At 57.8% G+C, this 21,430-nt stretch carries 18 protein-coding genes; 13 read left to right on the top strand and 5 right to left on the bottom strand.

What is annotated here, in order from left to right; all coding sequences use genetic code 11:
• The first annotated feature begins 521 nt into the window (after window positions 1–521).
• Together ileS and E8K88_RS06845 are read left to right on the top strand one after the other, a co-directional pair.
• On the top strand, window positions 522–3,389 hold the full coding sequence (gene ileS, locus E8K88_RS06850) for an isoleucine--tRNA ligase (RefSeq protein ID WP_136405914.1): 2,868 nt from the start codon (window positions 522–524) through the stop codon (window positions 3,387–3,389).
• 1,024 nt (window positions 3,390–4,413) lie between these two features.
• Window positions 4,414–6,573 carry a putative bifunctional diguanylate cyclase/phosphodiesterase gene (locus tag E8K88_RS06845; protein WP_136405913.1) on the top strand — a complete coding sequence of 720 codons (2,160 nt, stop codon included), beginning with the start codon at window positions 4,414–4,416 and terminating at the stop codon, window positions 6,571–6,573.
• 191 nt (window positions 6,574–6,764) lie between these two features.
• Here the strand turns inward: E8K88_RS06845 and E8K88_RS06840 are convergent, their stop codons facing one another.
• The gene (locus E8K88_RS06840) at window positions 6,765–7,694 is read right to left on the bottom strand and encodes a LysR family transcriptional regulator (RefSeq protein ID WP_136405912.1); all 930 of its coding nucleotides are present in this window, start codon (window positions 7,692–7,694) and stop codon (window positions 6,765–6,767) included.
• Window positions 7,695–7,814: 120 nt separating this feature from the next.
• On the opposite strand from E8K88_RS06840, the gene E8K88_RS06835 reads away from it, so the two are divergent.
• The 4 genes from E8K88_RS06835 to E8K88_RS06820 all read left to right on the top strand — a co-directional run bounded on the left by E8K88_RS06835 (window position 7,815) and on the right by E8K88_RS06820 (window position 12,126).
• Window positions 7,815–8,795 carry a Bug family tripartite tricarboxylate transporter substrate binding protein gene (locus tag E8K88_RS06835; protein WP_420813562.1) on the top strand — a complete coding sequence of 327 codons (981 nt, stop codon included), beginning with the start codon at window positions 7,815–7,817 and terminating at the stop codon, window positions 8,793–8,795.
• Window positions 8,796–8,805: 10 nt separating this feature from the next.
• Window positions 8,806–9,876 (top strand): 4-hydroxythreonine-4-phosphate dehydrogenase PdxA, encoded by a 1,071-nt coding sequence (locus tag E8K88_RS06830; RefSeq protein WP_136405911.1) that lies wholly within the window; start codon window positions 8,806–8,808, stop codon window positions 9,874–9,876.
• 134 nt (window positions 9,877–10,010) lie between these two features.
• Window positions 10,011–11,183 (top strand): L-rhamnonate dehydratase, encoded by a 1,173-nt coding sequence (locus E8K88_RS06825; RefSeq protein WP_136405910.1) that lies wholly within the window; start codon window positions 10,011–10,013, stop codon window positions 11,181–11,183.
• A gap of 13 nt (window positions 11,184–11,196) precedes the next feature.
• Entirely contained in the window at window positions 11,197–12,126 is a 930-nt protein-coding gene (locus tag E8K88_RS06820; protein ID WP_136405909.1) for a dihydrodipicolinate synthase family protein, read from the top strand.
• Between the two features lie 36 nt (window positions 12,127–12,162).
• On the opposite strand, the gene E8K88_RS06815 is transcribed toward E8K88_RS06820, so the two are convergent.
• Window positions 12,163–13,041, bottom strand: a complete 879-nt coding sequence (locus E8K88_RS06815) for a M90 family metallopeptidase (protein ID WP_136405908.1) — start codon at window positions 13,039–13,041, stop codon at window positions 12,163–12,165.
• Window positions 13,042–13,297: 256 nt separating this feature from the next.
• Between E8K88_RS06815 and E8K88_RS06810 the strand changes: the two genes are divergently transcribed.
• Both E8K88_RS06810 and E8K88_RS06805 read left to right on the top strand, forming a co-directional pair.
• On the top strand, window positions 13,298–13,534 hold the full coding sequence (locus tag E8K88_RS06810) for a hypothetical protein (RefSeq protein ID WP_136405907.1): 237 nt from the start codon (window positions 13,298–13,300) through the stop codon (window positions 13,532–13,534).
• Window positions 13,535–13,705: 171 nt separating this feature from the next.
• Window positions 13,706–14,335 carry a superoxide dismutase gene (locus E8K88_RS06805; protein ID WP_136405906.1) on the top strand — a complete coding sequence of 210 codons (630 nt, stop codon included), beginning with the start codon at window positions 13,706–13,708 and terminating at the stop codon, window positions 14,333–14,335.
• A gap of 193 nt (window positions 14,336–14,528) precedes the next feature.
• Here the strand turns inward: E8K88_RS06805 and E8K88_RS06800 are convergent, their stop codons facing one another.
• On the bottom strand, window positions 14,529–15,044 hold the full coding sequence (locus E8K88_RS06800; protein ID WP_136405905.1) for a YqaA family protein: 516 nt from the start codon (window positions 15,042–15,044) through the stop codon (window positions 14,529–14,531).
• Window positions 15,045–15,112: 68 nt separating this feature from the next.
• Window positions 15,113–15,433: a hypothetical protein gene (locus E8K88_RS06795; protein ID WP_136405904.1), complete on the bottom strand. Its 321-nt coding sequence runs from the start codon at window positions 15,431–15,433 to the stop codon at window positions 15,113–15,115.
• 540 nt (window positions 15,434–15,973) lie between these two features.
• Between E8K88_RS06795 and E8K88_RS06790 the strand changes: the two genes are divergently transcribed.
• From E8K88_RS06790 to E8K88_RS06770, 5 genes are all read left to right on the top strand, one after another.
• The gene (locus tag E8K88_RS06790) at window positions 15,974–16,447 is read left to right on the top strand and encodes a hypothetical protein (RefSeq protein ID WP_136405903.1); all 474 of its coding nucleotides are present in this window, start codon (window positions 15,974–15,976) and stop codon (window positions 16,445–16,447) included.
• 112 nt (window positions 16,448–16,559) lie between these two features.
• Window positions 16,560–16,907: a BON domain-containing protein gene (locus E8K88_RS06785; RefSeq protein ID WP_136405902.1), complete on the top strand. Its 348-nt coding sequence runs from the start codon at window positions 16,560–16,562 to the stop codon at window positions 16,905–16,907.
• A gap of 96 nt (window positions 16,908–17,003) precedes the next feature.
• Window positions 17,004–19,085: a ribonuclease catalytic domain-containing protein gene (locus tag E8K88_RS06780; protein WP_136405901.1), complete on the top strand. Its 2,082-nt coding sequence runs from the start codon at window positions 17,004–17,006 to the stop codon at window positions 19,083–19,085.
• Window positions 19,086–19,094: 9 nt separating this feature from the next.
• Window positions 19,095–19,952: a TonB family protein gene (locus tag E8K88_RS06775; RefSeq protein ID WP_136405900.1), complete on the top strand. Its 858-nt coding sequence runs from the start codon at window positions 19,095–19,097 to the stop codon at window positions 19,950–19,952.
• A gap of 24 nt (window positions 19,953–19,976) precedes the next feature.
• Window positions 19,977–20,390 carry a sirohydrochlorin chelatase gene (locus E8K88_RS06770; protein ID WP_136405899.1) on the top strand — a complete coding sequence of 138 codons (414 nt, stop codon included), beginning with the start codon at window positions 19,977–19,979 and terminating at the stop codon, window positions 20,388–20,390.
• Window positions 20,391–20,491: 101 nt separating this feature from the next.
• Here the strand turns inward: E8K88_RS06770 and proC are convergent, their stop codons facing one another.
• A complete protein-coding gene (gene proC / locus E8K88_RS06765; RefSeq protein WP_240754377.1) occupies window positions 20,492–21,301 on the bottom strand; it encodes a pyrroline-5-carboxylate reductase in 810 nt (269 codons plus the stop codon).
• Window positions 21,302–21,430 lie beyond the last annotated feature (129 nt).

Genomic DNA, 21,430 nt, shown 5'->3' with positions numbered 1-21,430 from the left:
AAAAAGTGCATTGATGGCCTGGCAGCCAGATTTTGCCGCTTGCCAAATGCAGGCACCAGCTAGCCAGCAACAACGGGTAGAATGGGCAACCTGTTCTTTGGTTTTTCCAAGGGCATGGACTCTTTCAAGCGGGGGTTTTACCGGCCCTTTGCGGCTTTTTCACCTCCGTCATTTCTTGCATGTTCCGTCTTTTGTCCTGTTACAGCATTCGCGTTTGCGCAGTGGTTGCACCATGGGCTGCTGCATGGCGCCAAGCAGGGCATTCGGGTGCGGCAGTGCAGTTCACGCAGACGCGCCGTCAAACGACTCGCGATCGAATTTGACGCTGCGGCGCACAGGTCTCGCACAGGCTGCAAGGCCTTGCCAGACCTACCCCGCAGTGCCAGGTGTGCAACACCTACGGATGGCCACGCCGCCCATCACGACAAGCCACCTGCTCTTCGCCCTCTTCTTTCGCTCACGCCTGGGTGTAGCCCACCCCTATGGCACTTGGCTCATCCTTGAGCCACACTAGAAACACTATGTCCCAAGAGAAAACCACCGCTACAGACACCAATTACCGCAGCAAGCTGAACCTGCCCGACACCCCCTTCCCGATGCGCGGCGACTTGCCCAAACGCGAGCCAGGCTGGGTTGCAAAATGGGAAGAGCAAGGGATCTACAAGAAACTGCGCGCGGCCCGTCAAGGCCGCCCGCAATTTGTGCTGCATGACGGCCCACCGTATGCGAACGGCCAACTCCATATTGGCCATGCGGTCAACAAAATCCTCAAGGACATGATCGTCAAGTCGCGCCAACTCGAAGGGTTTGATGCGGCCTACATCCCCGGCTGGGACTGCCACGGTTTGCCGATTGAAAACGCGATTGAAAAGCTGCATGGCCGCAACCTCAGCCGTGACGACATGCAGGCCAAGGCCCGCGTATTTGCGCAAGAGCAGATCGACCAGCAAATGGCCGACTTCAAGCGCCTGGGCGTGCTGGGCGACTGGGACAACCCCTACAAAACCATGAACTTCGCCAACGAAGCTGGCGAGCTGCGCGTGCTCAAGCAAGTCATGGAAAAAGGTTTTCTCTACCGCGGCCTGAAGCCGGTGTACTGGTGTTTTGACTGCCAGTCGTCGCTGGCTGAATTCGAGATCGAATACGCCGACAAAAAATCCGACACCTTGGATGTGGCCTTCAAAGCCCACGATCGCGCCGCGCTGGCCAAAGCGTTCGGCCTGGCGGCCCTGCCTGATGCAGCCAAAGACGCATTTGTGGTGATTTGGACCACAACGGCCTGGACCATCCCTGCCAACCAGGCGCTGAACCTCAATCCTGAGATCGAGTATGCGTTGGTCGATACGCCCAAAGGGTATTTGCTGCTGGCTGCGCCGCTGGTCGAGAAATGCCTGGAGCGTTACGCACTCGAAGGCCAAGTGGTCGCGACCGTGCAGGGCAAACAACTGGCCGACTTGCAGTTTGAGCACCCACTCTACAACGCCGATGCAGGCTACCGCCGCCTGGCTCCAGTAATCTTGGCTGACTACGCCACTGCCGATGACGGCACCGGTATCGTGCATTCAGCACCTGCCTACGGTGTGGATGACTTCAACTCCTGCATCAACTACGGTTTCAAGCATTCGGACATTCTGACGCCGGTGCAGTCGAACGGCGTGTATGTGGCTGACTGGCCGCTGTTTGGTGGCCAGCACATCTGGAAAGCCGTGCCGGTGATCCTGGATGCGCTGAAGCTCGCTGGCCGTCTGATGGCCACACAAACCATCTCGCACAGCTACCCGCACTGCTGGCGCCACAAATCGCCAGTGATCTACCGCGCCACCGCCCAGTGGTTTGTGCGCATGGATGAAGGCGAGGGCTTGTTTGCCAACGAACAACCAGCGATGACGCTGCGTGAGACCGCACTGGCGGCGATTGAACAAACCAGCTTCTACCCAGCCAACGGTAAGGCGCGCTTGCACAATATGATCGCCAACCGCCCAGACTGGGGCATTTCGCGCCAGCGCAACTGGGGCGTGCCACTGCCGTTCTTCTTGCACAAGGACACCGAAGCGCTGCACCCGCGCACACTGGAGATTTTCGACAAGGCCATCCAGATCGTCCAGGAAGGCGGCATTGAGGCCTGGAGCCGCGCCACAACCGAAGACATTCTGGGCGCTGAAGAAGCACTCCAATACAACAAGGTCAACGACATTCTGGACGTCTGGTTTGACTCAGGCTCGACCTTCTGGCATGTGCTGCACGGCACACACGCTGCAGCAGGCCACCAAACCGGCCAGGAAGCTGACCTGTACCTGGAAGGCCACGACCAGCATCGCGGCTGGTTCCACAGCTCGCTGCTGTTGTCGTCCGCGCTCAACGGCCGCGCGCCCTACAAAGGCTTGCTGACGCACGGCTTCACCGTCGACGGCCAAGGCAAGAAAATGAGCAAGTCGCTGGGCAATACCGTTGCCCCGCAAGAGGTGAGCGGCAAACTGGGCGCCGAGATCATCCGCCTGTGGGTGGCGTCAACCGATTACTCGGGCGACCTGGCAATTGATGAGAAGATTCTGGCCCGCGTCGTCGATTCCTACCGCCGCATCCGCAACACCTTGCGCTTTTTGCTGGCCAACACCAGCGACTTCAACCACGCCACCGATGCCGTGCCACTGGAGCAGTTGCTGGAAATTGACCAATACGCACTGACCCGCGCGGCAGCCTTGCAGGAAGACATTCTGGCGCACTACAAGGTCTATGAATTCCACCCAGTCGTGTCCAAGCTGCAGGTGTATTGCTCGGAAGACCTGGGCGCGTTCTACCTGGATGCACTCAAAGACCGTTTGTATGTGACGCAGGAAAACAGCCTGGCACGCCGCAGCGCACAGACTGCGCTCTGGCATATCACCCACGCCATGCTGCGCTGGATGGCCCCATTCCTGTCCTTCACTGCCGAAGAAGCCTGGCCAATTTTCGCGCCTGGCCAAAGCGACAGCATCTTCATTGAGACCTACCATGCGATTCCCCAAGTCGCAGAGGCCAAGGCGCTCAGCGACAAATGGGAGCGCATCCGCGCCATTCGTGATATCGCCAACAAGGAAATCGAAGCCGTGCGCACCACGGGCGAATTGGGCTCGTCCTTGCAAGCGGCGATCACCATCACCGCTGCACCAGGCGACTACGAATACCTGCACAGCCTGGGCGAGGACCTGAAGTACGTGTTCATCACATCGCAGGCCACACTGGCTGCCGGCGAAGAGTTGGCGGTGCAAGTAGCACTGGCACCCGGTCAGAAATGCGCGATGACCTGGCATTACAGCGAGACGGTTGGCCGCAATGCCCAATATCCGGAACTGTCTGAGCGCGCCATCAGCAATTTGTACGGCACTGGTGAAGTGCGCCGTATTGCCTAAGAGCCTGTTCAAAGGCTCGACGCAGTCGCGCAAGGCACAAAAAAAGGCGCAGTAATACGCTTTTTTGTGTCTTGCCCTTCGGGTTGACGTCCCAAAGGCACGCTGCTTTGCTAAAAATCCTCGCCGGGCAGATAGCCCGACTGCGGTTTTTGCCGCGCATCGTATCCTTGTGGGCTCCAACGCGGTCTGCGTGGAGACTTTGAACAGGCTGTAAGCAGCTGCACTAACAACGCGCGCCGGGATGCGGTGCGCGTTTTTTCACCGCAACAAAACAGCAGTGCCTCTCATCGCAGAGCGCACTGCTTTTTTTCGCCCAATGCATACGCTCACCCAGCCTATACACCACTGAATTCAACATGTTCTTTGCACAAGCTCAAGCGCTTCATTTGTCAATTTTGTGTTAACCTTTAGCAATTATCTGCAGCATAGCAATTGCCGACGGTGGTATTGCTAAGGAAGCTTTGCATCACCCTCACTGTAGGAAAGAGTGCGGCATCACCATGAGCCGCAAGGCCGATCGCCTGAAACCGTGCTCTGACCACAGCAAGGAGTTTTACTGAGCTTGCCTTATGACTTGTTCAAATGCAAACCTGTTCTAAGAGCCTGTTGATGATCTTTTCGCAGTCCGCGTTGGAGCCCACAAGGATGCAATGCGCGGCAAAAAAACCGCAAGCGGGCTATCTGCCTGGCGAGGATTTTTAACAAAGCAGCGTCCCTTTGGGGATCCAAGGGCAAGGCACAAAAAACGCTTTGCGCAGCTGCGTGGAGATGATGAACAGGCTTTATGAGCCTGTTGATGGTTTCTTCTCAGTCGCGTACGGATCGAACAACAAGCGGGTATTGAAAGCGTTGCTTGACGCTTGTTCGAGCCATGCGCGACAGGTCGAAATACACAAGGCGCCCCCCGTCAGTCAGCTTCCTCAGACATTCAGGCCGTTTATGGCCTTTGCAACAGCCCCTAGCCGCAAATGATGCCAAGCGGTCTGCGAAGAGATCATCAACACGTTCTTAGGATGTCCCCCATATGAACGCCAAGACCTGCCCTGCGCCCTCCGAAGAAGGGCCGCCACGACCCTGCAGCACAGTTGCAGAGTCGACGCTGGTCGCAGAGCACGGGGCATGGATTGGACAGGCCAATGGCACGGCGTTGTACTGCAATAATGCTTGGCAAACTGCGCAGGACATGGCCTTGGAGCCAGTCGGCGCTGCAGCTGTGCGCTACCCGATTGCAGGCCATTGGATCGCCGCCTTGCACCCCGATGACTGGGCCGCAGCAGAGCAAGCCTGGCAACAGACCACCGAGCACCAGAGGCCGCTGTGGCTGCTAGCGCGCCTGCGCACGCCCGATGGCTGGCAGTGGCACCGGCTCAGCAGCACCGCCCTACCTGCGCAACTGGGCGCGTACAGCTGGCACATCAGCGCCATTCCTGCAAGCAGCAATACCGCTAACACCACGCTCGAGCAGACTTACAAAAGCATGTTGGATGCGAGCATTGACTGCATCAAAATGCTCAGTCCAGAAGGCCGCTTGTTGCACGTCAATGCCGCAGGCTGTCTGGCCCTGGACCTGCAAGCGAACGATGGCTTTGGCCAGATTTGGTTGGACTTCATGCCCAAGAACACCCGCAGCCGGGGCCTGCGCGCCATCAGCCGTGCTGTGAAGCTGGGCAGGAAAACCCGTTTTTCCGGCATGAGCGTGGTTGGCAATGCCGTGCGGCACTGGGACCATATGCTCTCGCCGCTGCGCAATGCACAAGGCCAGGTCACCGCGCTGCTGTGTCTCTCACGCGATATGACCGTGCAAACCCAAACGGAGCAGCGTTTGCGCACTACCAGCGAGACCGACACGCTCACAGGCCTGCCCAATCGACGCGCACTGTACGCCGAACTCACCCACATGCTGCGCAAGGGCCATGGCAGCAACGCCATGCTGGGTTTGATGCTCTTGGATTTAGACCATTTCAAGCACGTCAACGACACACTCGGACATCTGGCCGGCGACCACGTGCTGCGCATGCTGGCCAAGCGGCTGCAAGCGTGCCTGCCGCACAACGCCTATGTGGCCAGGCTGGGGGGCGATGAGTTTGCGATCGTCCACGCGGGCCTCTCACACATGAGCGAGTTGCTCGATTTGGCCAATATCGTGCACCGACAAATGGATGAGCCGATTGACTACCGAGGCAAAGCCATCACCGGCGGTCTGAGCATTGGCTGCGCTCTGTTCCCGCGCGATGCACAGAATCTGTCTGACCTGCTGAAAACAGCTGACACGGCGCTCAACGACATCAAGGCCGGTGGCCGAGGTGGCGTGCAGCTCTACAGCATCAAGATGATGCAATCGGCCATTCGCGCAGCCGATCAGTTGGAGCGCGCGCGCGCCATCGTGCGCGAAAATGCCATCGAGCCGCACTACCAGCCCAAGGTCACGCTGGCTGATGACCGCGTAGTCGGTTTTGAGGCGCTGCTGCGCTGGCGTGACAAATCTGGCCTGCACTACCCCCGAGGCGTCGAGGAAGCGTTCAAAAATTACGAAACCGCAACCAAAATCAGCGCGCAAATGCGCCAAAAGGTTTTTGCCGACATGGCCCGCTGGCTCAGTCTGGGCTTACCGCTGTTACCAGTCTCGCTGAACGCCGCGCCAGTCGAATTTTTACGCGACGACTTTGCTGAGCGCTTGCTGGAGCACATTGCACGCTGTGGCCTGCCCACCTCACTGATTGAAATCGAGGTGACCGAGCACAGCCTGGCTGAGCGCAATGCCGAATATGTAGGCCGGTCGCTCAATGTGCTGAAAAAAGCCGGCGTGCGCATTGCACTCGACGATTTTGGTACTGGCCATTCGTCATTCACCAACTTGCGCGACTACCCCGTCGACTGCATCAAAATCGACCGCGACTTCATCCGGCGCATGCAAGACGAGGCCGTGATTGCGGCCATTGTCAAAGCCGTCTGCCAGCTCGGTCCAGCCTTGCAACTGCAAATCATTGCTGAAGGCATTGAGACGCGCCAGCAATGCAATGCCCTGCTGGAAGTAGGCTGCGAAATCGGCCAGGGCTTCTTGTTCAGTCCTGCCATGCCGCAAGAGGCCGTTGAAGCCATGCTGTCGCAATGGAAGCAGCAGTTTCAACTCAAACCTGCAGATTCCAACTGGCATGACCAACAGCAAATCTACATGATCCGTTGAACCACAAGACCGGTGCTGGCAGCCTGTTTACACCAGGGGTGATCGCTGACGCAGCGCTGGGCCAACTCGCTGGCCTTATGAACACAGGCCCATAACACGGCCCAAACGCTTGCCATGCACCAAGCGACAAGCCTGCTGCTTGTTGACGGCGCAGGCACGCCCCTCTGCGCATACATGCCTGCATCACGCCCTCACTGGTGCAATAGCATCAGAAACTGCTGTGCGGGTTGGCTCAAAGGCCGATCTTGTCGAACAATGCTGCCATAAGCCTCCAGCTCACGACCAAAGTCGAACGGCACAATGCGTAAAAAGCCATGCTCCTGCTGCACTTGCGCCACCGCCAAAGGCAATACAGTCACCATCGTTGAGTGCCGCACCAGATTCATGCTCGTGAGCATAGAGCCCGTTTCAATCAGATCGCGGGGCGTTGCAAGCCGTTGCGCGCGAAAGGCCTGCTCGATCAAACTGCGCATCGGACTGCCATGGGGCTGTAGCACCCAGCCGTAATCGAGCAATTGCGACAGCGCCACCGAGTCGGCACTCGCCAATGGATGCGCATTGCCCACCACCACCGACAAGGCCTCATTTTCAAGGCTGCGAAACACATAATCGGCCCCCTCCTGGCTGGTTAAGCGCCCCACCACAACCTCGAGCACACCGTCGCGCAACTGCGCCAGCAAGCGATCGCTGGTATCGACAGCCACCTCCATGGCCAGCATCGGCCATTGCTGGCGCATGGCCAAGAGTGATTGCGTAAGCCGCCCCGGCGATGCCGCCATGATGCTGCCAATAGCCAGCCGTCCGTAGCTGCCTTTGCGCAATTCGACCAGCTCACGATTGAGAGCTTCCATACCACCACGGAAATCCTTGAAATAACGGGTCACGCAAATTCCCGCCGCATTGAGTTGCAGGCCTCGGCCTTGGCGCTCAAACAAAGACACGCCCAATGCACTTTCGAGCTCATGCAGCATCTTGGTCGCAGCCGGTTGCGACAAGCCCAACTCCGCCGCCGCAGCGCGCAAGGTACGGTGTGCATCGATAGCCAAAATCAGGGCCACTTGGCGCATCCGCAAACGATTGAGCAGTTGTGGCGTTGTGTCGTTGTGGTCGATCGATCCCATGCGTACTCCAGCTCAGAATTGATAACTTTTGGATATCAAAGCATCACCTCTTTTCAATATACGCGCATCCATTCCATCCCTAGTATGGACTCCAAATCACAACAACTGGAGGCAATTGACATGGACATCCGTATCTGGAAAACGGCCGCCTTGCTGTGCGCGATCGGCTTGGCCCCCATGGCCGTCTCAGCCCTTCAGCCTGCCGATACATGGCCCACTCGATCAGTGCGCATGTTGGTGGGCTCTGCGCCTGGGGGAGGCACCGACATCATGGCGCGCATCGTCGCTGACGCTTTAGGGCCGGTTCTGAAGCAAGCCGTGGTCGTCGAGAACCGACCCGGTGCCTCCAATACCATAGCCGCCAGCACCACAGCCAAGGCCAGCGATGGCGTCACGATGGTGATGGGGGTTGTGACTGCCCATGCGATTGCTCCGCACTTGCTCGACCTGCCCTATGACAGCAATGCAGACTTGATCCCAGTCGCCTATGTAGGGGCTGTGCCCAACGTCCTGGTCGTCAGCAACACACTGCCAGTGCAATCGGTCGCTGACCTGGTGGCCTTGGCGCAAACAAGCCGCCCCACGCTGAACTACGCCAGCAGCGGCACCGGAAGCACCCAGCAGATTGCAGCCGAGATGTTCAAGGACGCAGCAGGCATTGAGCTCACCCATGTCCCGTACCGCGGCAGCTCCGCCGCGCAAATTGACTTGATGAGTGGTCAAGTGCAGTTGAGCTTTGACACCCTGCCCTCGGTACTGGCGCAAATCCAAGCCAACAAAATGCGGGCGCTGGCAGTGACAACAGCCACACGCAATGCGCAATTGCCCAATGTTCCGACAATGGCCGAGGCGGGCTACGCGCAAGTCAATATCAATGCCTGGTACGGGCTGTACATGCCTGCGAGCACGCCCAGTGCGGTGGTCGACAAAGTGCACGCCGCCGTCAACCACATACTGGCTCAGCCCTCAACGCAAACGCGCTTGCTGGCCATTGGAGCGGTCATCCAGCCCATGAGCCAGACGGAATTCGCCCAATTTCACGATGCTGAATTCCAGCGTTACGGCGACATCATCGCCAAAAACAATATTCGCATTCAATAAGTACTTTGCCATGACCCCAAGCCCCTCACTCCCCATCATTGCCCTGACATTGGGCGACCCTGCAGGCATAGGCGCTGAGTTGATCGCCAAGCTGCTGGCCAAACCCGAAGCGCGGCAACACGCCAAGCTCGTGCTGGTTGGTGATGCCTGGCTATGGGAGCAAGGCCAGGACATTGCCGGCGTTTGCGTGCCCACAGACCCGATTGGCGATTGGTCGGTGCTAGCCAGCCGGTCGCCTACCGCGCCTGCTGCACTGTTGGCTGTGAACACCATTGCTCCAGGCCGCGTAGAGATGGGCGTGGCAGGCGCAGCTGGAGGGCAAGCAGCGCTGCAGGTACTGAACCGCTGCATGGATGCCGCTCTGGTTGGTGAGATCGATGCCATTTGCTTTGCCCCGTTGAATAAACAGGCGATGAAGATGGGGGGACTGCAACACGAAGATGAGCTGCACCACTTTGCCCACTATCTCGGGGTCGAAGGCTATTTTTGCGAATTCAATACCCTGGGCCACCTGTGGACTTCGCGCATCTCCTCGCACATTCCACTCAAAGACGTACACCAGTACATCACCCAAGAGCGCATTGCCCAAGCCGCAGAATTAATCTACGAGGCGCTGCGGTCTGCTGGCGTGACAACGCCCAAAATCGCCATCGCGGGACTCAACCCGCATAACGGCGATGGCGGCACCTGCGGGCGTGAGGAAATCGACACCATCATCCCCGCCGTACAGGCTTTGCAGGCACGCACATGGCCAACCGAAGCCCCCTTTCACGGCCCTTATCCAGCCGATACCGTCTTTTTAAAAGCCCAGGCTGGCCAGTTCCACGCCGTGGTCACGATGTACCACGACCAAGGCCAAATTGCCATCAAGCTGCTGGGCTTCTCACAGGGTGTGACGGTGCAAGGGGGCATGCCGATCCCCATCACCACGCCTGCGCACGGCACGGCCTACGACATCGCAGGCCTGGGACGAGCCAATGTGCAAGCGACTTGGCAAGCACTGCTCGTGGCTGCACGCATGGGGGCGGCTTACCGGGCTGCTCGCCTTGCTCGGCAAGCGCAGCTCACCACCAGCACTTGAAGCGTTTGCGCACAACGCATGCAAATAACACGGTAGCGCGCATGTGCAGCCAGCCCGCAGGCACCTCTGCCAAGCAAGCTGCACGTCTATGCGTCGCCCCCCATCCTCTATCTCCTCAATGGGACTTTTTGCTTATGAAAATCAAAACAGTACGTGCGCGCGTGTTTGAATGGCGGGGCCCAACCGTGCCAGCGCAAGCCAACTTCTGCTCCAACGCCATGGACCTGCTGTATTCGCCAGCAGAAACCATGAGCAGCTTTCGCTTCCACGCCTGGACAGTGGTTGAAATCGAAACCGATAGCGGCCTGGTAGGCCTTGGCAATGTGGCTCTCGCACCCCATATTGCCAAGGCCATCATTGACCAATACCTGGCACCGCTGGTCATCGGCCATGATCCGTGGGATTACGAGTATCTGTGGCAGCGCATGTACCGCGCCACGCATGCCTGGGGCCGCAAAGGCATCGCCATGGCGGCCATTTCAGCGGTTGATCTGGCGATCTGGGATATCTTGGGCAAAAGCGTCAACAAGCCCGTCTTCAAATTGCTGGGTGGGCGCACCAAGGAAAAGATTCCTTGCTATTACTCCAAACTCTACCGCCGCAACTTGTCCGACATGCAAGACGAGGCGCAGAAATTCCTGGATCAGGGTTTCAAAGCGTTCAAGATGCGCTTTGGCTATGGGCCAGCACACCTGCAAGAAGGCGTGCGCGAAAACCTCAAGTCCGTAGAGGCGCTCAGAGAGGTGATTGGCTACGACAATGACCTGATGCTGGAGTGCTACATGGGCTGGAACCTGGAATATGCCAAACGCATGCTGCCCAAACTCGAGCGCTACGAGCCACGTTGGCTGGAAGAGCCCGTAATCGCCGATGACATCGATGGCTACGCCGAACTCAACCAACTCAGCCAGATTCCAATCTCTGGCGGAGAACATGAATTTGGGCTGTATGGCTTCAAACAGTTGCTCGATAAAAAAGCCGTCAGCGTGGTGCAATACGACACCAACCGGGTCGGCGGCATCACCGCCGCCCACAAAATCAATGCCTTGTGCGAAGCCTACTCCGTCCCCGTTGTGCCCCATGCGGGCCAAATGCACAACTACCACCTCAGTATGAGCACGCTGGCCTCGCCCATGTCTGAGTACTTCCCCGTCTACGACGTGGAAGTGGGCAACGAGCTGTTTTGGTACTTGTTTGATGGTGAGCCCATAGCAGAGCAAGGCTTTATCCAGCTCAGCGACGATGTGCCTGGCCTGGGCCTGTCAATCAAGCAAGAATACCTTGAACACTTTCACACCATTGAATAAACCAGGAGCGCCCATGGCAGGACTATCCTCCCCCCGCTATAGCGGTATATTTCCAGTCGTCCCCACCACCTTTACCGCTGACGGCGCACTCGACCTGGTGAGCCAAAAGCGCTGCGTAGACTTCATGATGGACTCAGGCGTCGATGGTTTGTGCTTGCTGGCCAACTTCTCAGAGCAGTTTCTGCTCAGCGACACAGAGCGTGACATCCTCACGCGCAGCGTGCTCGAGCACATTGCAGGTCGCGTGCCGGTGATTGTCACCACCACCCACACCAGCACCGCCATCTGTATCGAGCGCAGCCGCCGTGCCCAAGCACTTGGCGCAGCCATGGTGATGGTGATGCCCCCTTATCACGGCGCCACATTTCGTTTCAGTGAGAGCGCCATTTATCAGTTCTACGCCGCACTCTCCGATGCACTGCAGATCCCCATCATGATTCAGGATGCGCCTGCCGCAGGCACGCCACTGTCGGCCGCACTGCTGGCGCGCATGGCCCAGCAAATTGAGCAAGTGAGCTACTTCAAAATAGAAACTGCAGGAGCTGCCAACAAACTGCGTGAGCTGATTGCGCTGGGGGGCGAAGCCATTGAAGGCCCCTGGGATGGAGAAGAGGCCATCACGCTATTGGCAGACCTTCAGGCTGGTGCGACGGGCGCCATGACTGGCGGCGGCTTTGCCGATGGCATTCGCCCCATCATCACGGCCTTTCGCAGCGGCGACCATGCTGAGGCCTTTGCCCAATACCAGCGCTGGCTGCCTTTGATCAACCATGAGAATCGCCAAGCCAGTTTTCTTGCTGCCAAAGCGCTGATGAAAGAAGGGGGCATCATTGCCTGTGACGCGCCGCGTGCGCCATGGCCTGAACTGGCCCCCCACACACGCCAGGAGCTGCTGGCGATTGCCCGCTCACTGGATCCATTGGTGTTGCGCTGGGCAGCCTGATAACAGCGGCTGGCACCACCCAGCACCGTCGTGCCATCACGGGGCAGCGGCCGCCACACTGTCGGTCGCTTTACTCTGCAAGCGCTGCAGCGGGTCCTGGCGGTAAAACAGGCTTAACAGCCGGTACCACTCCGGATTCCATTGCGCCAGCGGTGCTGGGTTGACAAAGAACACCTCAGAGCTGACGGCAAAAAACTCTATCTTGTTGGTCGCACCATATGGGTCCATCGGCAAGTGGTTAAACAGCCGGTGTCCCGCGCGTGAGCTGGAATCAGCTGGCCTGCCTGACTGCAGCTGCTGCACTGCATGCACCAGCTGCTGCCAGGCCGACTCCAGGGTCTGCATCCAATGCGCTGGCTCAATTCCTGTGCCTCCCAAAAACGGCATGCCATCGGCCGGGCCATGGGCCATGTCCAGCTTGTGGGCAAACTCATGGATTACGACGTTGCTATGCATCGCCTGGAGATCGCGCGGATCGTGTGGCTGGGCCGCCTCCCAGGACAAAATCAGGGGGCCGCCTTGCCAAGTCTCACCCAAGGTGACATTGGAATGGCATTGCGAGACGCCCGCTTCGTCATGCGTTTTGTGGCGCGTCACAAAGGCGCTGGGGTAGATCACAATGCCAGTCCAGCCCTCATACCACTTCTCGCCCAGGTACAGAATCGGCAACGAGGCTTGCATCGCCACGCACAGCGCCATCTCATCAGTCACTTGCAGGCCATTGGCACCGTCCCAGGTTTTGCTGGCCAAAAACCAGGCACTGGCATGTTGCAAGGCCGCTTCCTCATTGGCGCTCAAGCCATGCAAAAAAGGCATCGCGCCGTGCAGCCTGGCCCACATGTCCTGGTCCAGACGTGCCTGCATTTTTTGCACCGCGTGTTCGCTGGCCCCTTTGCCAAATAACCAATCCCACATACTCTCTCCTTCATGTAATGACCACTACGCTATGGCTGCTATTGTGAACCAAGCGTGCGCTTGCACAATACCGAGATCGCCTGGCCAATCTCGCGATTAAGAACAGCTTAAACCCACAGATCATCAAATGCGACACTTTCTTCTCTGCAATGCCGCGCTGTGCAGCCCAGAATCCGTCTTGCCGCTGCCGCTGTGGCCACCCGCTCCATACAATCGCTCGCCCGCTTTTTGATTCAATGCCCTATTTGCCTGTTACATGCTGGCCATTGCCCAGGCCCTGGCAGGCCTGCTGGCTTGGCGCTTGCTGGCCGTGGCGCCGCAAATGGATTTACCAGCCATTCCCGTGCGCGCCAATCGCGCGCGAGCCAGCGCAATAGCAGCCTGGCTAAGAAAGCCCAGCCGCCGCACAATGCAGGATGTGCAAGCGCAGCGGCTGCTGGCGAATATGCAACTGATGGCGGCGCTGGGCGGCAGCGGGTCAGAACCGTCCTGAATGGACAACATGCACGGCCATATGCCCTACTCGCAGCGCTAACAACAGATGGCCGCTAGAATGGCTCATTGTGCCAACACAGTGCGCGGGCTTGTTCCTGCAGCACTTGCTCTACAACCGTGGCGGTGCGCTGCGCCACCCATTCATTACTCCCACTTCAAGAGGATTACCATGAGCTATACACTCCCATCGCTTCCCTACGCTTACGATGCCCTGGAGCCGCATATCGATGCGCAAACCATGGAAATCCACCACACCAAGCACCACCAAACTTACATCAACAACCTGATCACTGCGGTCAAAGGTACTGAGTTTGATGGCAAAGCGGCTGAAGAGCTGATCGTCGACCTGAACAAGCTGCCAGAAAACATCCGTGGCGCAGTGCGCAACAACGGCGGCGGCCATGCCAACCACAGCCTGTTCTGGACCGTGATGGCCCCAGCCAAAGAAGGCAACAAGCCTACTGGCGACGTGGCTGCTGCGATCGAGCGCGATTTGGGCGGTTTTGACGCTTTCAAAGAAGCCTTCACCAAAGCCGCTCTGACACGTTTTGGCAGCGGCTGGGCCTGGCTGTCGACTGACAAGAGCGGCAAACTGCTGGTTGAAAGCAGCGCCAACCAAGACAGCCCACTGATGACTGGCGTCGGCTCTGGCAACACGCCTGTGCTGGGTCTGGACGTATGGGAACACGCCTACTACCTGAAATACCAAAACCGCCGCCCTGACTACATCGCTGCGTTCTTCAACGTCGTGAACTGGGCGGAAGTCGAGCGCCGCTACCAAGCCGCTAAAGCCGCTTAATGGCCTTGTGATTGAGCCCCTAGCGGCGTTCAATCACACAAAGCACGCGCAGCCAATCAGCTGCGCGTGCTTTTTTATGCCTGCAACTTGGCATGAATTGCGCCTCATTGCGCAGCGAGCTGCGCACGCGCACATAGCCGCTCGACCTGCGCCAGACACATATGGAGCGATCATAGTCGGCTCTTTCTTCTGATCAACTGCCACCCCACCATTGCATGCCGGTCTCGGCAGCCTGCATCAGCAACCAGGTCATCACCACGTAACGCAAAAACTTGCCTACGGCCATATAAGCTGCACACTGCAACGGTGGCAGGCGCAACCAGCCGGCAACCGCACACAATGGATCGCCCACAACAGGCAAAAAACTCAAAAAACAGGCTTTAGGGCCAAAGCGCTGCAGCCAACGCAGCACACGCGGATTGGACTGCGCAGCTTGGTCCTGTTTATCTTTGCGGCGCGCATCGACTGCGCGGTGCGCCGCAGCGCCCATCCACCAGCTGACCATGCCCCCTAAAGTGTTGCCTACCGTTGCCACAACAATAGTGGGCCAGAACAAGCTGGGGTTGAGTTGTATGAGCCCAAATACGGCCGGCTCTGACCCCATGGGCAGCAGGGTCGCAGACAAAAACGCCACCACAAACACGGTCGACAAACCGTATTCGGGCAGTGCCAAAGCCGCCAGCAATGCATCAAGCCAAGATTGCCACATGGATACAACGTTGCATTAGAGCCGATCTAAAGGGAGCCGCTACCAGCAAGCTTTGGCATACAGGTGGTTTAATCAGGCCGTGAAGGCGCTCGCGGCTCAACATCAGTCACATCCTGAATTTGGCCACGATGCGCAGCAGATCCTGCAGCGCTGTTGCTTTTGCGCACGCTGCTATAGGCTTGCTGAAAGCCATATCGGGGGTCAAAACGTCCAGCCGAAAAAGGCTGCACCATAGGCTTGCCTGTCATGCGTGCCCACAATTGGCGCAGCTTGAAACTGGCCCATACCGCCACGAACACAAACAGCAGCACAAAAAACAGCGCAGTGCCAGCAATTAAACCCATGATGAGCAGCACGGCACTCAGTAAAGTAGCCAAAAGCTTGTTCAAATTCATATCCTTTTTGAAACTTCGGGCGCTGTGCAGTCGCGCCCCATAAGCATCGTCTCGTGTTTCAAGTCGTTTAGACCAAATGGCGCCATGGGCCAATAATTCAAGGTATAAACGCCTAAAAACGCGTTGCAGACCAACCCATTTTATGGCTTGCGATTTAACCCAAGCATTTTTGTTGGCTTGCCGCCATAGGGTATTGCGTGTGTGTAAATGGCTTTAAACAGGCTAAGAACGTGTTCAAGATCTCCGCGCCTGCGCCGAGATCTTGAACAAGCTCTAACAGCAGGCCCCGCCCTGGCATGGATTACACACACGCTTGCACGTGTTTAGCCAAGACAATGGCACAATGGTTCTCGATGGACAGCGCTGCCCCCTGTGTTGCAAGTAAGGAACTCGCGGCCCATAACCTCCTCCTACTGGCATAGGCCTAGCATCGCTAGCGGCTTTCTTGTTCTTGCAAGATTGGCGCTTACCAGCCTTCTCGTCTCTACCACGTAGAGGTGAATCCGTATTCAACCAATCGACTGGAGTCACTACATGAGCACGAAAAATAGCGCGGAAAAATCTGTCAATGAAGCTGCCGAGGCTGTGGATGAAACCATCCGTAAAACGGCCGACAAAGGCATTGAAAAAGTTGAAAAAGGCGTTGAGAAAGCAGCCGATGTAGCGCAAAAGGCCACTGGCAAAGTGCTGGATCACGCCGAAGAAGCGATTGATAAAACGCGCAAGGCTGTCGACAGCGGTCTGGATAAAGTCGAGCGCACGGTGCGCGACCTCAACGGTCATGCAGATCCAAAAATTGACGAGATTGCCCACAAGGCTCTGGATGTGACCACGCAGTGCATCAACGTCATCGCTGACTCCAGCGAACGCACCTGCCAACGTTTGAGCGACTTGTCTCAAGCAACCAACCGCTACGTGGTGGAAAAACCCGGCAAATCCTTGATGATTGCCGCTGCAACCGGCGCGGTACTGACTGCGTTGCTGCTCGGTGGTCGCCGCAATCGCTGATTGATGCTGGACAGCTCTGGCCTGTTGTCCTGTGACAGCTGCAGCCCAGCAAGCACCAAAGGCAGTCATGCCTTTGGTGCTTTTCTCCTCATTTGAGCCCAATACCGCCTTTATGCATCAACTTCTCACAAGCTGGCGTATTTCCGTCTCTGTCCGCCAACTGGCCATGGCAGGTCTGCTAGGCGCAAGCCTGGCGATGGTGAGTGGCTGCGCCGTCGTACGCGACCAGCAATCAGTGGGCGAATACATCGATGACGCCGGCATCACCATTGCAGTCAAAGCCCGACTGGCAGACAATCCGGCCACATCAGCCATTGCCATCAGTGTCGAAACCTTCAATGGTGTGGTGCATTTGTCGGGCTTTGCCAAATCCGAGCAGGAAAAACAGCGCGCCACACAAATCGCCGCTGAGACCCTCAATGTTCGCTCGGTACAAAACAACCTGGTTGTGAAGCCCTAAGAACGTGTGTCACACAATACAGACGGCGTTAAGAATTAGTCTTCAATGCGGGCCTGTCTTGGATGGAATCGGGGCTAGCCATGCGAAAATAGGCCGATGTACTTATTGTTTGAAGAAGCTGGCAAATTTCTCGCTGGCCGTATCCTCTCCGAAGCCGATGCTTCGACCCAGGTTGAACTCGACAGCGGCAAACGCGTCAAGGTCAAAAAGAACAATGCGCTGCTGAGTTTTGACAAGCCCACGCCGCAGGCACTGCTGGCGCGTGCCCAAGAAATTGCTCCTGAGATTGAGCTGGAACTGGCTTGGGAGTTTGCCCCAGAAGACGAATTTGGTTTTGCCGAATTTGCCAAAGACTATTTCAGCGCCGATGCCGATACCGCCCACCAGGTTGCGGCGCTGCTGCGCCTGTATGAGGCGCCGCATTACTTCCGCCGCGCAGGCAAGGGGCGCTTCAAGAAAGCGCCGCAAGAAACCGTGCAGCTGGCCTTGGCTGCGATTGAGAAAAAACGCCAGACTCAATTGCAGATTGAGGCCTGGGCAGGCGAATTGGCCAATGGCACAACGCCAGAGCCGATTTCCCAGCAGCTCTACAAAATCTTGTTCAAACCGGATAAAAATGCCGCTGAGTACAAAGCCGTTGTAGAGGCGGCCCGCACGACCCAGCTGCCGCCGTTGACGCTGCTGCAGCGCGCTGGCGCGATACGCTCGGATTACGAGTTCCACTGGCAACGATTTTTGTTTGACCAGTTCCCCAAAGGCTATGGCTTTGCCACGACCAGCGCACCCAAGCCGCCCGCCGACTTGCCGCTGGCGCAAGTTGAGGCTTTCTCGATTGATGACTCCAACACCACGGAAATCGACGATGCGCTGTCCATTCAAGGCTTGGGCACGGGCGAAGTCACCCTAGGCATCCACATTGCCGCGCCCGCTCTGTCAATTGAAAAAGACAGTGATCTGGATCAGATTGCTCGCGCACGCCTGTCCACCGTCTACATGCCGGGCGCCAAAATCACCATGCTGCCCGACGAAGTCGTGCAAACCTACACGCTCGACGCAGGCCGCGCGAACCCGGCGCTGTCCTTGTATGTACGCTTTGACGAGGCGACGCTGGAGCCGCTGGGCTACGACACCCGCCTGGAGCAGGTCACGACCGTCCATAACCTGCGCCACGACAAGATAGACCACATCGTCACGCAGGACTGGCTGGGTAGCAGCACGGCCACGACCGCTCCAGCTCCCGAACAAGGACCGGTGCCGCCAGAGCTGGTGCAACTGCATCCGCAACTGGCGTTTTTGTTCCGACTCGCTCAAGAGCTCAAATCGCGCCGCGAGGTCATTCGAGGCAAGCCCGAGACCTTCAGTCGCCCAGACTACACCTTCCACCTGCGGCAACAAACGGGCGACTTCCCGGATGGCTCCGAAACCGTCGAAATTGGCACCCGCAAACGTGGCGCACCGCTGGACTTGATGGTCGCCGAGTGCATGATTGTCGCCAACAGCCACTGGGGCAGCTGGCTAGGCGGCCTGGGCGTGCCCGCTATTTACCGCAGCCAACACAGCCTTGCGCCTGGCATGAAAGTGCGTATGGGCATCAAACCCCTGCCCCACGCAGGCATGGGCGTGGCCTGCTACTCCTGGGCCACATCGCCGCTGCGCCGCTACGTGGACTTGGTCAACCAGTGGCAGATCATTGCCGCGGTCAAAAATGGCCAAACTGCAGCGCTGGTGGCACCATTCAAGCCCAAAGATGCGGAGTTGTTCTCCATTATCAGCGCCTTTGATGCCGCCTACACTGCCTACAACCGCTACCAAAATGACATGGAGCGGTACTGGACTTTGCGCTACGTACAACAAAATGGCATCAACGAGCTGGATGCAACCATCATCAAAGATGCCCAGGGCGGCGAGCCGGCAGTCGTGCGCGCCGACACCCTGCCACTGGTCGTGCGCGTCATGGGCGCTGGCGACATGGCGCGCGGCAGCCGGGTGCGCATCAAACTCGGTGAGATCGACTTGCTGGCTCTGGATGTCAATGCCACGGTCATTGCGCGCCTGGACAGCAGCCTGGAGTCCAGCGAGGACGACAGCGAAGAGGACGAGGCACCACTGTCAGAATCCTTGACTATCGCCGTGGATATGAATCCCGAAGCTGACACAGCGACCACTACCGCAGGATAAGTACCTACCGTGAAGCTGCCCTCTTTTCTTCGTAATATGTCGGTTTTCACGATCGCTTTGGTCGTGTCACTGGCAGTGCATGCTGTCTTGCTGACCATTCGTTTTGTCAGCCCTGAAACGTTTGACCGCATGCTCAATGCGCAGCCGCTAGAGATCATTCTGGTGAATGCGCAAACTGACGAAAAACCGGAAGAAAGCAAGGCCGTGGCACAAGTGGCCATGGCCGGCGGCGGCGATGCCGACAGTGGCAGGGCGACCAGCCCCACGCCCTACTCCGCCCTGACCCGCTTGGGCAACGACTCCGAAGAGGCGCAGCAAAGCGAGGAAACCCCGCGTGAGCGGCAAAACCGCATGCTTGCACAATTGCGCCAGGCAGTGGCTGACTACCCGCTGCCCGACCCGCGCAAGGAAAACCCCAGCCCCAAAGAGATTGCACAAGAAGAAAAACGCCTTCTGCTGGTGCAACAACTCGCTGAAATGGAAATGCTGGTCAAGCTGGAGAACGAACGGCCTAAGAAGCGTTATGTCAGCCCGGCAACGCAGGACTCACCGTTTGCCTTGTACCTGGACAATGTGCGCCGCGCCATTGAAGAGCGTGGCACGGCACGCTTTCCAGAGCAAAATGGCAAAAAAATCTATGGCCAACTGGTGGTGACCGTGCTGATCAATTTTGATGGCAGCATTGTTGACGTTCAGATTGACCGCAGCTCAGGCAATTTGACACTCGACCGCATCAGCGAGGCCATCGTTTATGCCGCCGGGCCGTTTGGCCATTTCACACCAGAAATTCGGCGTACGGCCGACCAGATTGGCTTTACCTCGACCTTCGACTTCAAACGCGATGCCACCTTGGCCACGCATTTCTGAGCGCATCTCAGCCAGATCTTTGTCATGACTTACGCTTTTGCCAACAGTGCCTTGATCTTATTAGGCCATGGCTCGCGCGATCCCCAGTGGCGCGAACCAATGGAGCGGATGCAGCACACGATCCAGCAACAAAAGCCACATATTCCTGTGCGCTGCGCGTATTTGGAGCTGTGTGAACCGGATGTGTTTGCCGCAACGCAAGCCCTGATGCGCGAGTTCCCAAGCCTGCAAAGCATTGTGATTTACCCGGTCTTCATCGGCATGGGATCACATGCCAGACAAGACCTGCCTCAACTGCATCAGCAACTTGCGCAGCAGTACCCACAGCTGCAATGGACCTTGGCCCCAGCATTGGGCACAGATACACGTCTGGCACAGTTGGTCGCCGAGATTGCCCAGCCATGGCTAGACGATACGCCAGCGCCGCCTGCAAGTTAGCCGTAGGCCGCGCATGTCCACGACCCCGTACGCTGGCGTACTGCTAGCGCGGCTCAGCTAATCGCCCGTCTGTTAGGCAGGCGATTGACCACACTGGTTTGTTAGTTGCCAAATTCCTGCGCCATCTCAGCGGCGCGGTCATGGCAGGCTTGCATGGCTGCAATGAAGTGCGCTTTCACATCCAGCTGGTCCAGCGTAGTGGTGGCCGCATAGGTCGTGCCGCCTTTGGAGGTGACGCGCTGTCTGAGCACCTCAGGTGTTTCCTCTGAGCGCGCAGCCAATGCCGATGCACCTTCAAAGGTGGCCACAGCCAGCTGGTAAGCCTGCTGGGCTGACAGGCCCAATTGCTGGCCAGCTTGCTGCATGGCCTCCAAAAAATAAAACACATAGGCAGGGCCAGAGCCGGACAAAGCGGTCACTGCGTCCAGCTGGGCTTCTGCCTCAACCCACAGCACCTCGCCTACGGCCTGCAGCACTGCCGCCGCAGCAGTACGATCCGCCTGGTTCACATCCGCATTGGCAAACAGGCCAGCAATCCCTTTGCCAATCAAAGCGGGGGTATTGGGCATGGCCCGCACGACACGAGAGCTGCCTAGCCATTGCTGCATCGCCGCCGTGGTAACACCGGCAGCAATGCTCAAATGCAAGGCGCTGTGCAACTGCACTGCCAAAGCTTGCATGACTGGCTTCAGTACCTGGGGTTTGACAGCCCACACGACCACATCCACAGGCTCAGTCAATGACGCGCTATCGGCATGGGCAGTCACACCCAAGTCCTGCTGCAGCGCCAAACGGGTTGCCTCGTGCGGCTCAATCACCACAATGCTGGTGGGCGCTTGGCCTTGCTGCAGCAGCCCTCCAATAATGGCACGCGCCATATTGCCACCGCCGACAAACAAAGTAGTTGCCATCGCCATTCCTCTTTCGATGCTGGAGTTTTACACAGATGCATGGGCCTGCTGCAACACGCCTGCTGCAGTGGCCGCCAAGACTTGTGCCGACGGACTAATCCGCCGCGACATTGCCGAAAAAAATTAAGG

Source organism: Lampropedia aestuarii (genome assembly GCF_004803635.1).
Taxonomy (GTDB): domain Bacteria; phylum Pseudomonadota; class Gammaproteobacteria; order Burkholderiales; family Burkholderiaceae_C; genus Lampropedia; species Lampropedia aestuarii.
The sequence above is the reverse complement of the archived record's forward strand: the minus strand, read 5'-3'. Positions and strand labels throughout refer to the sequence as shown.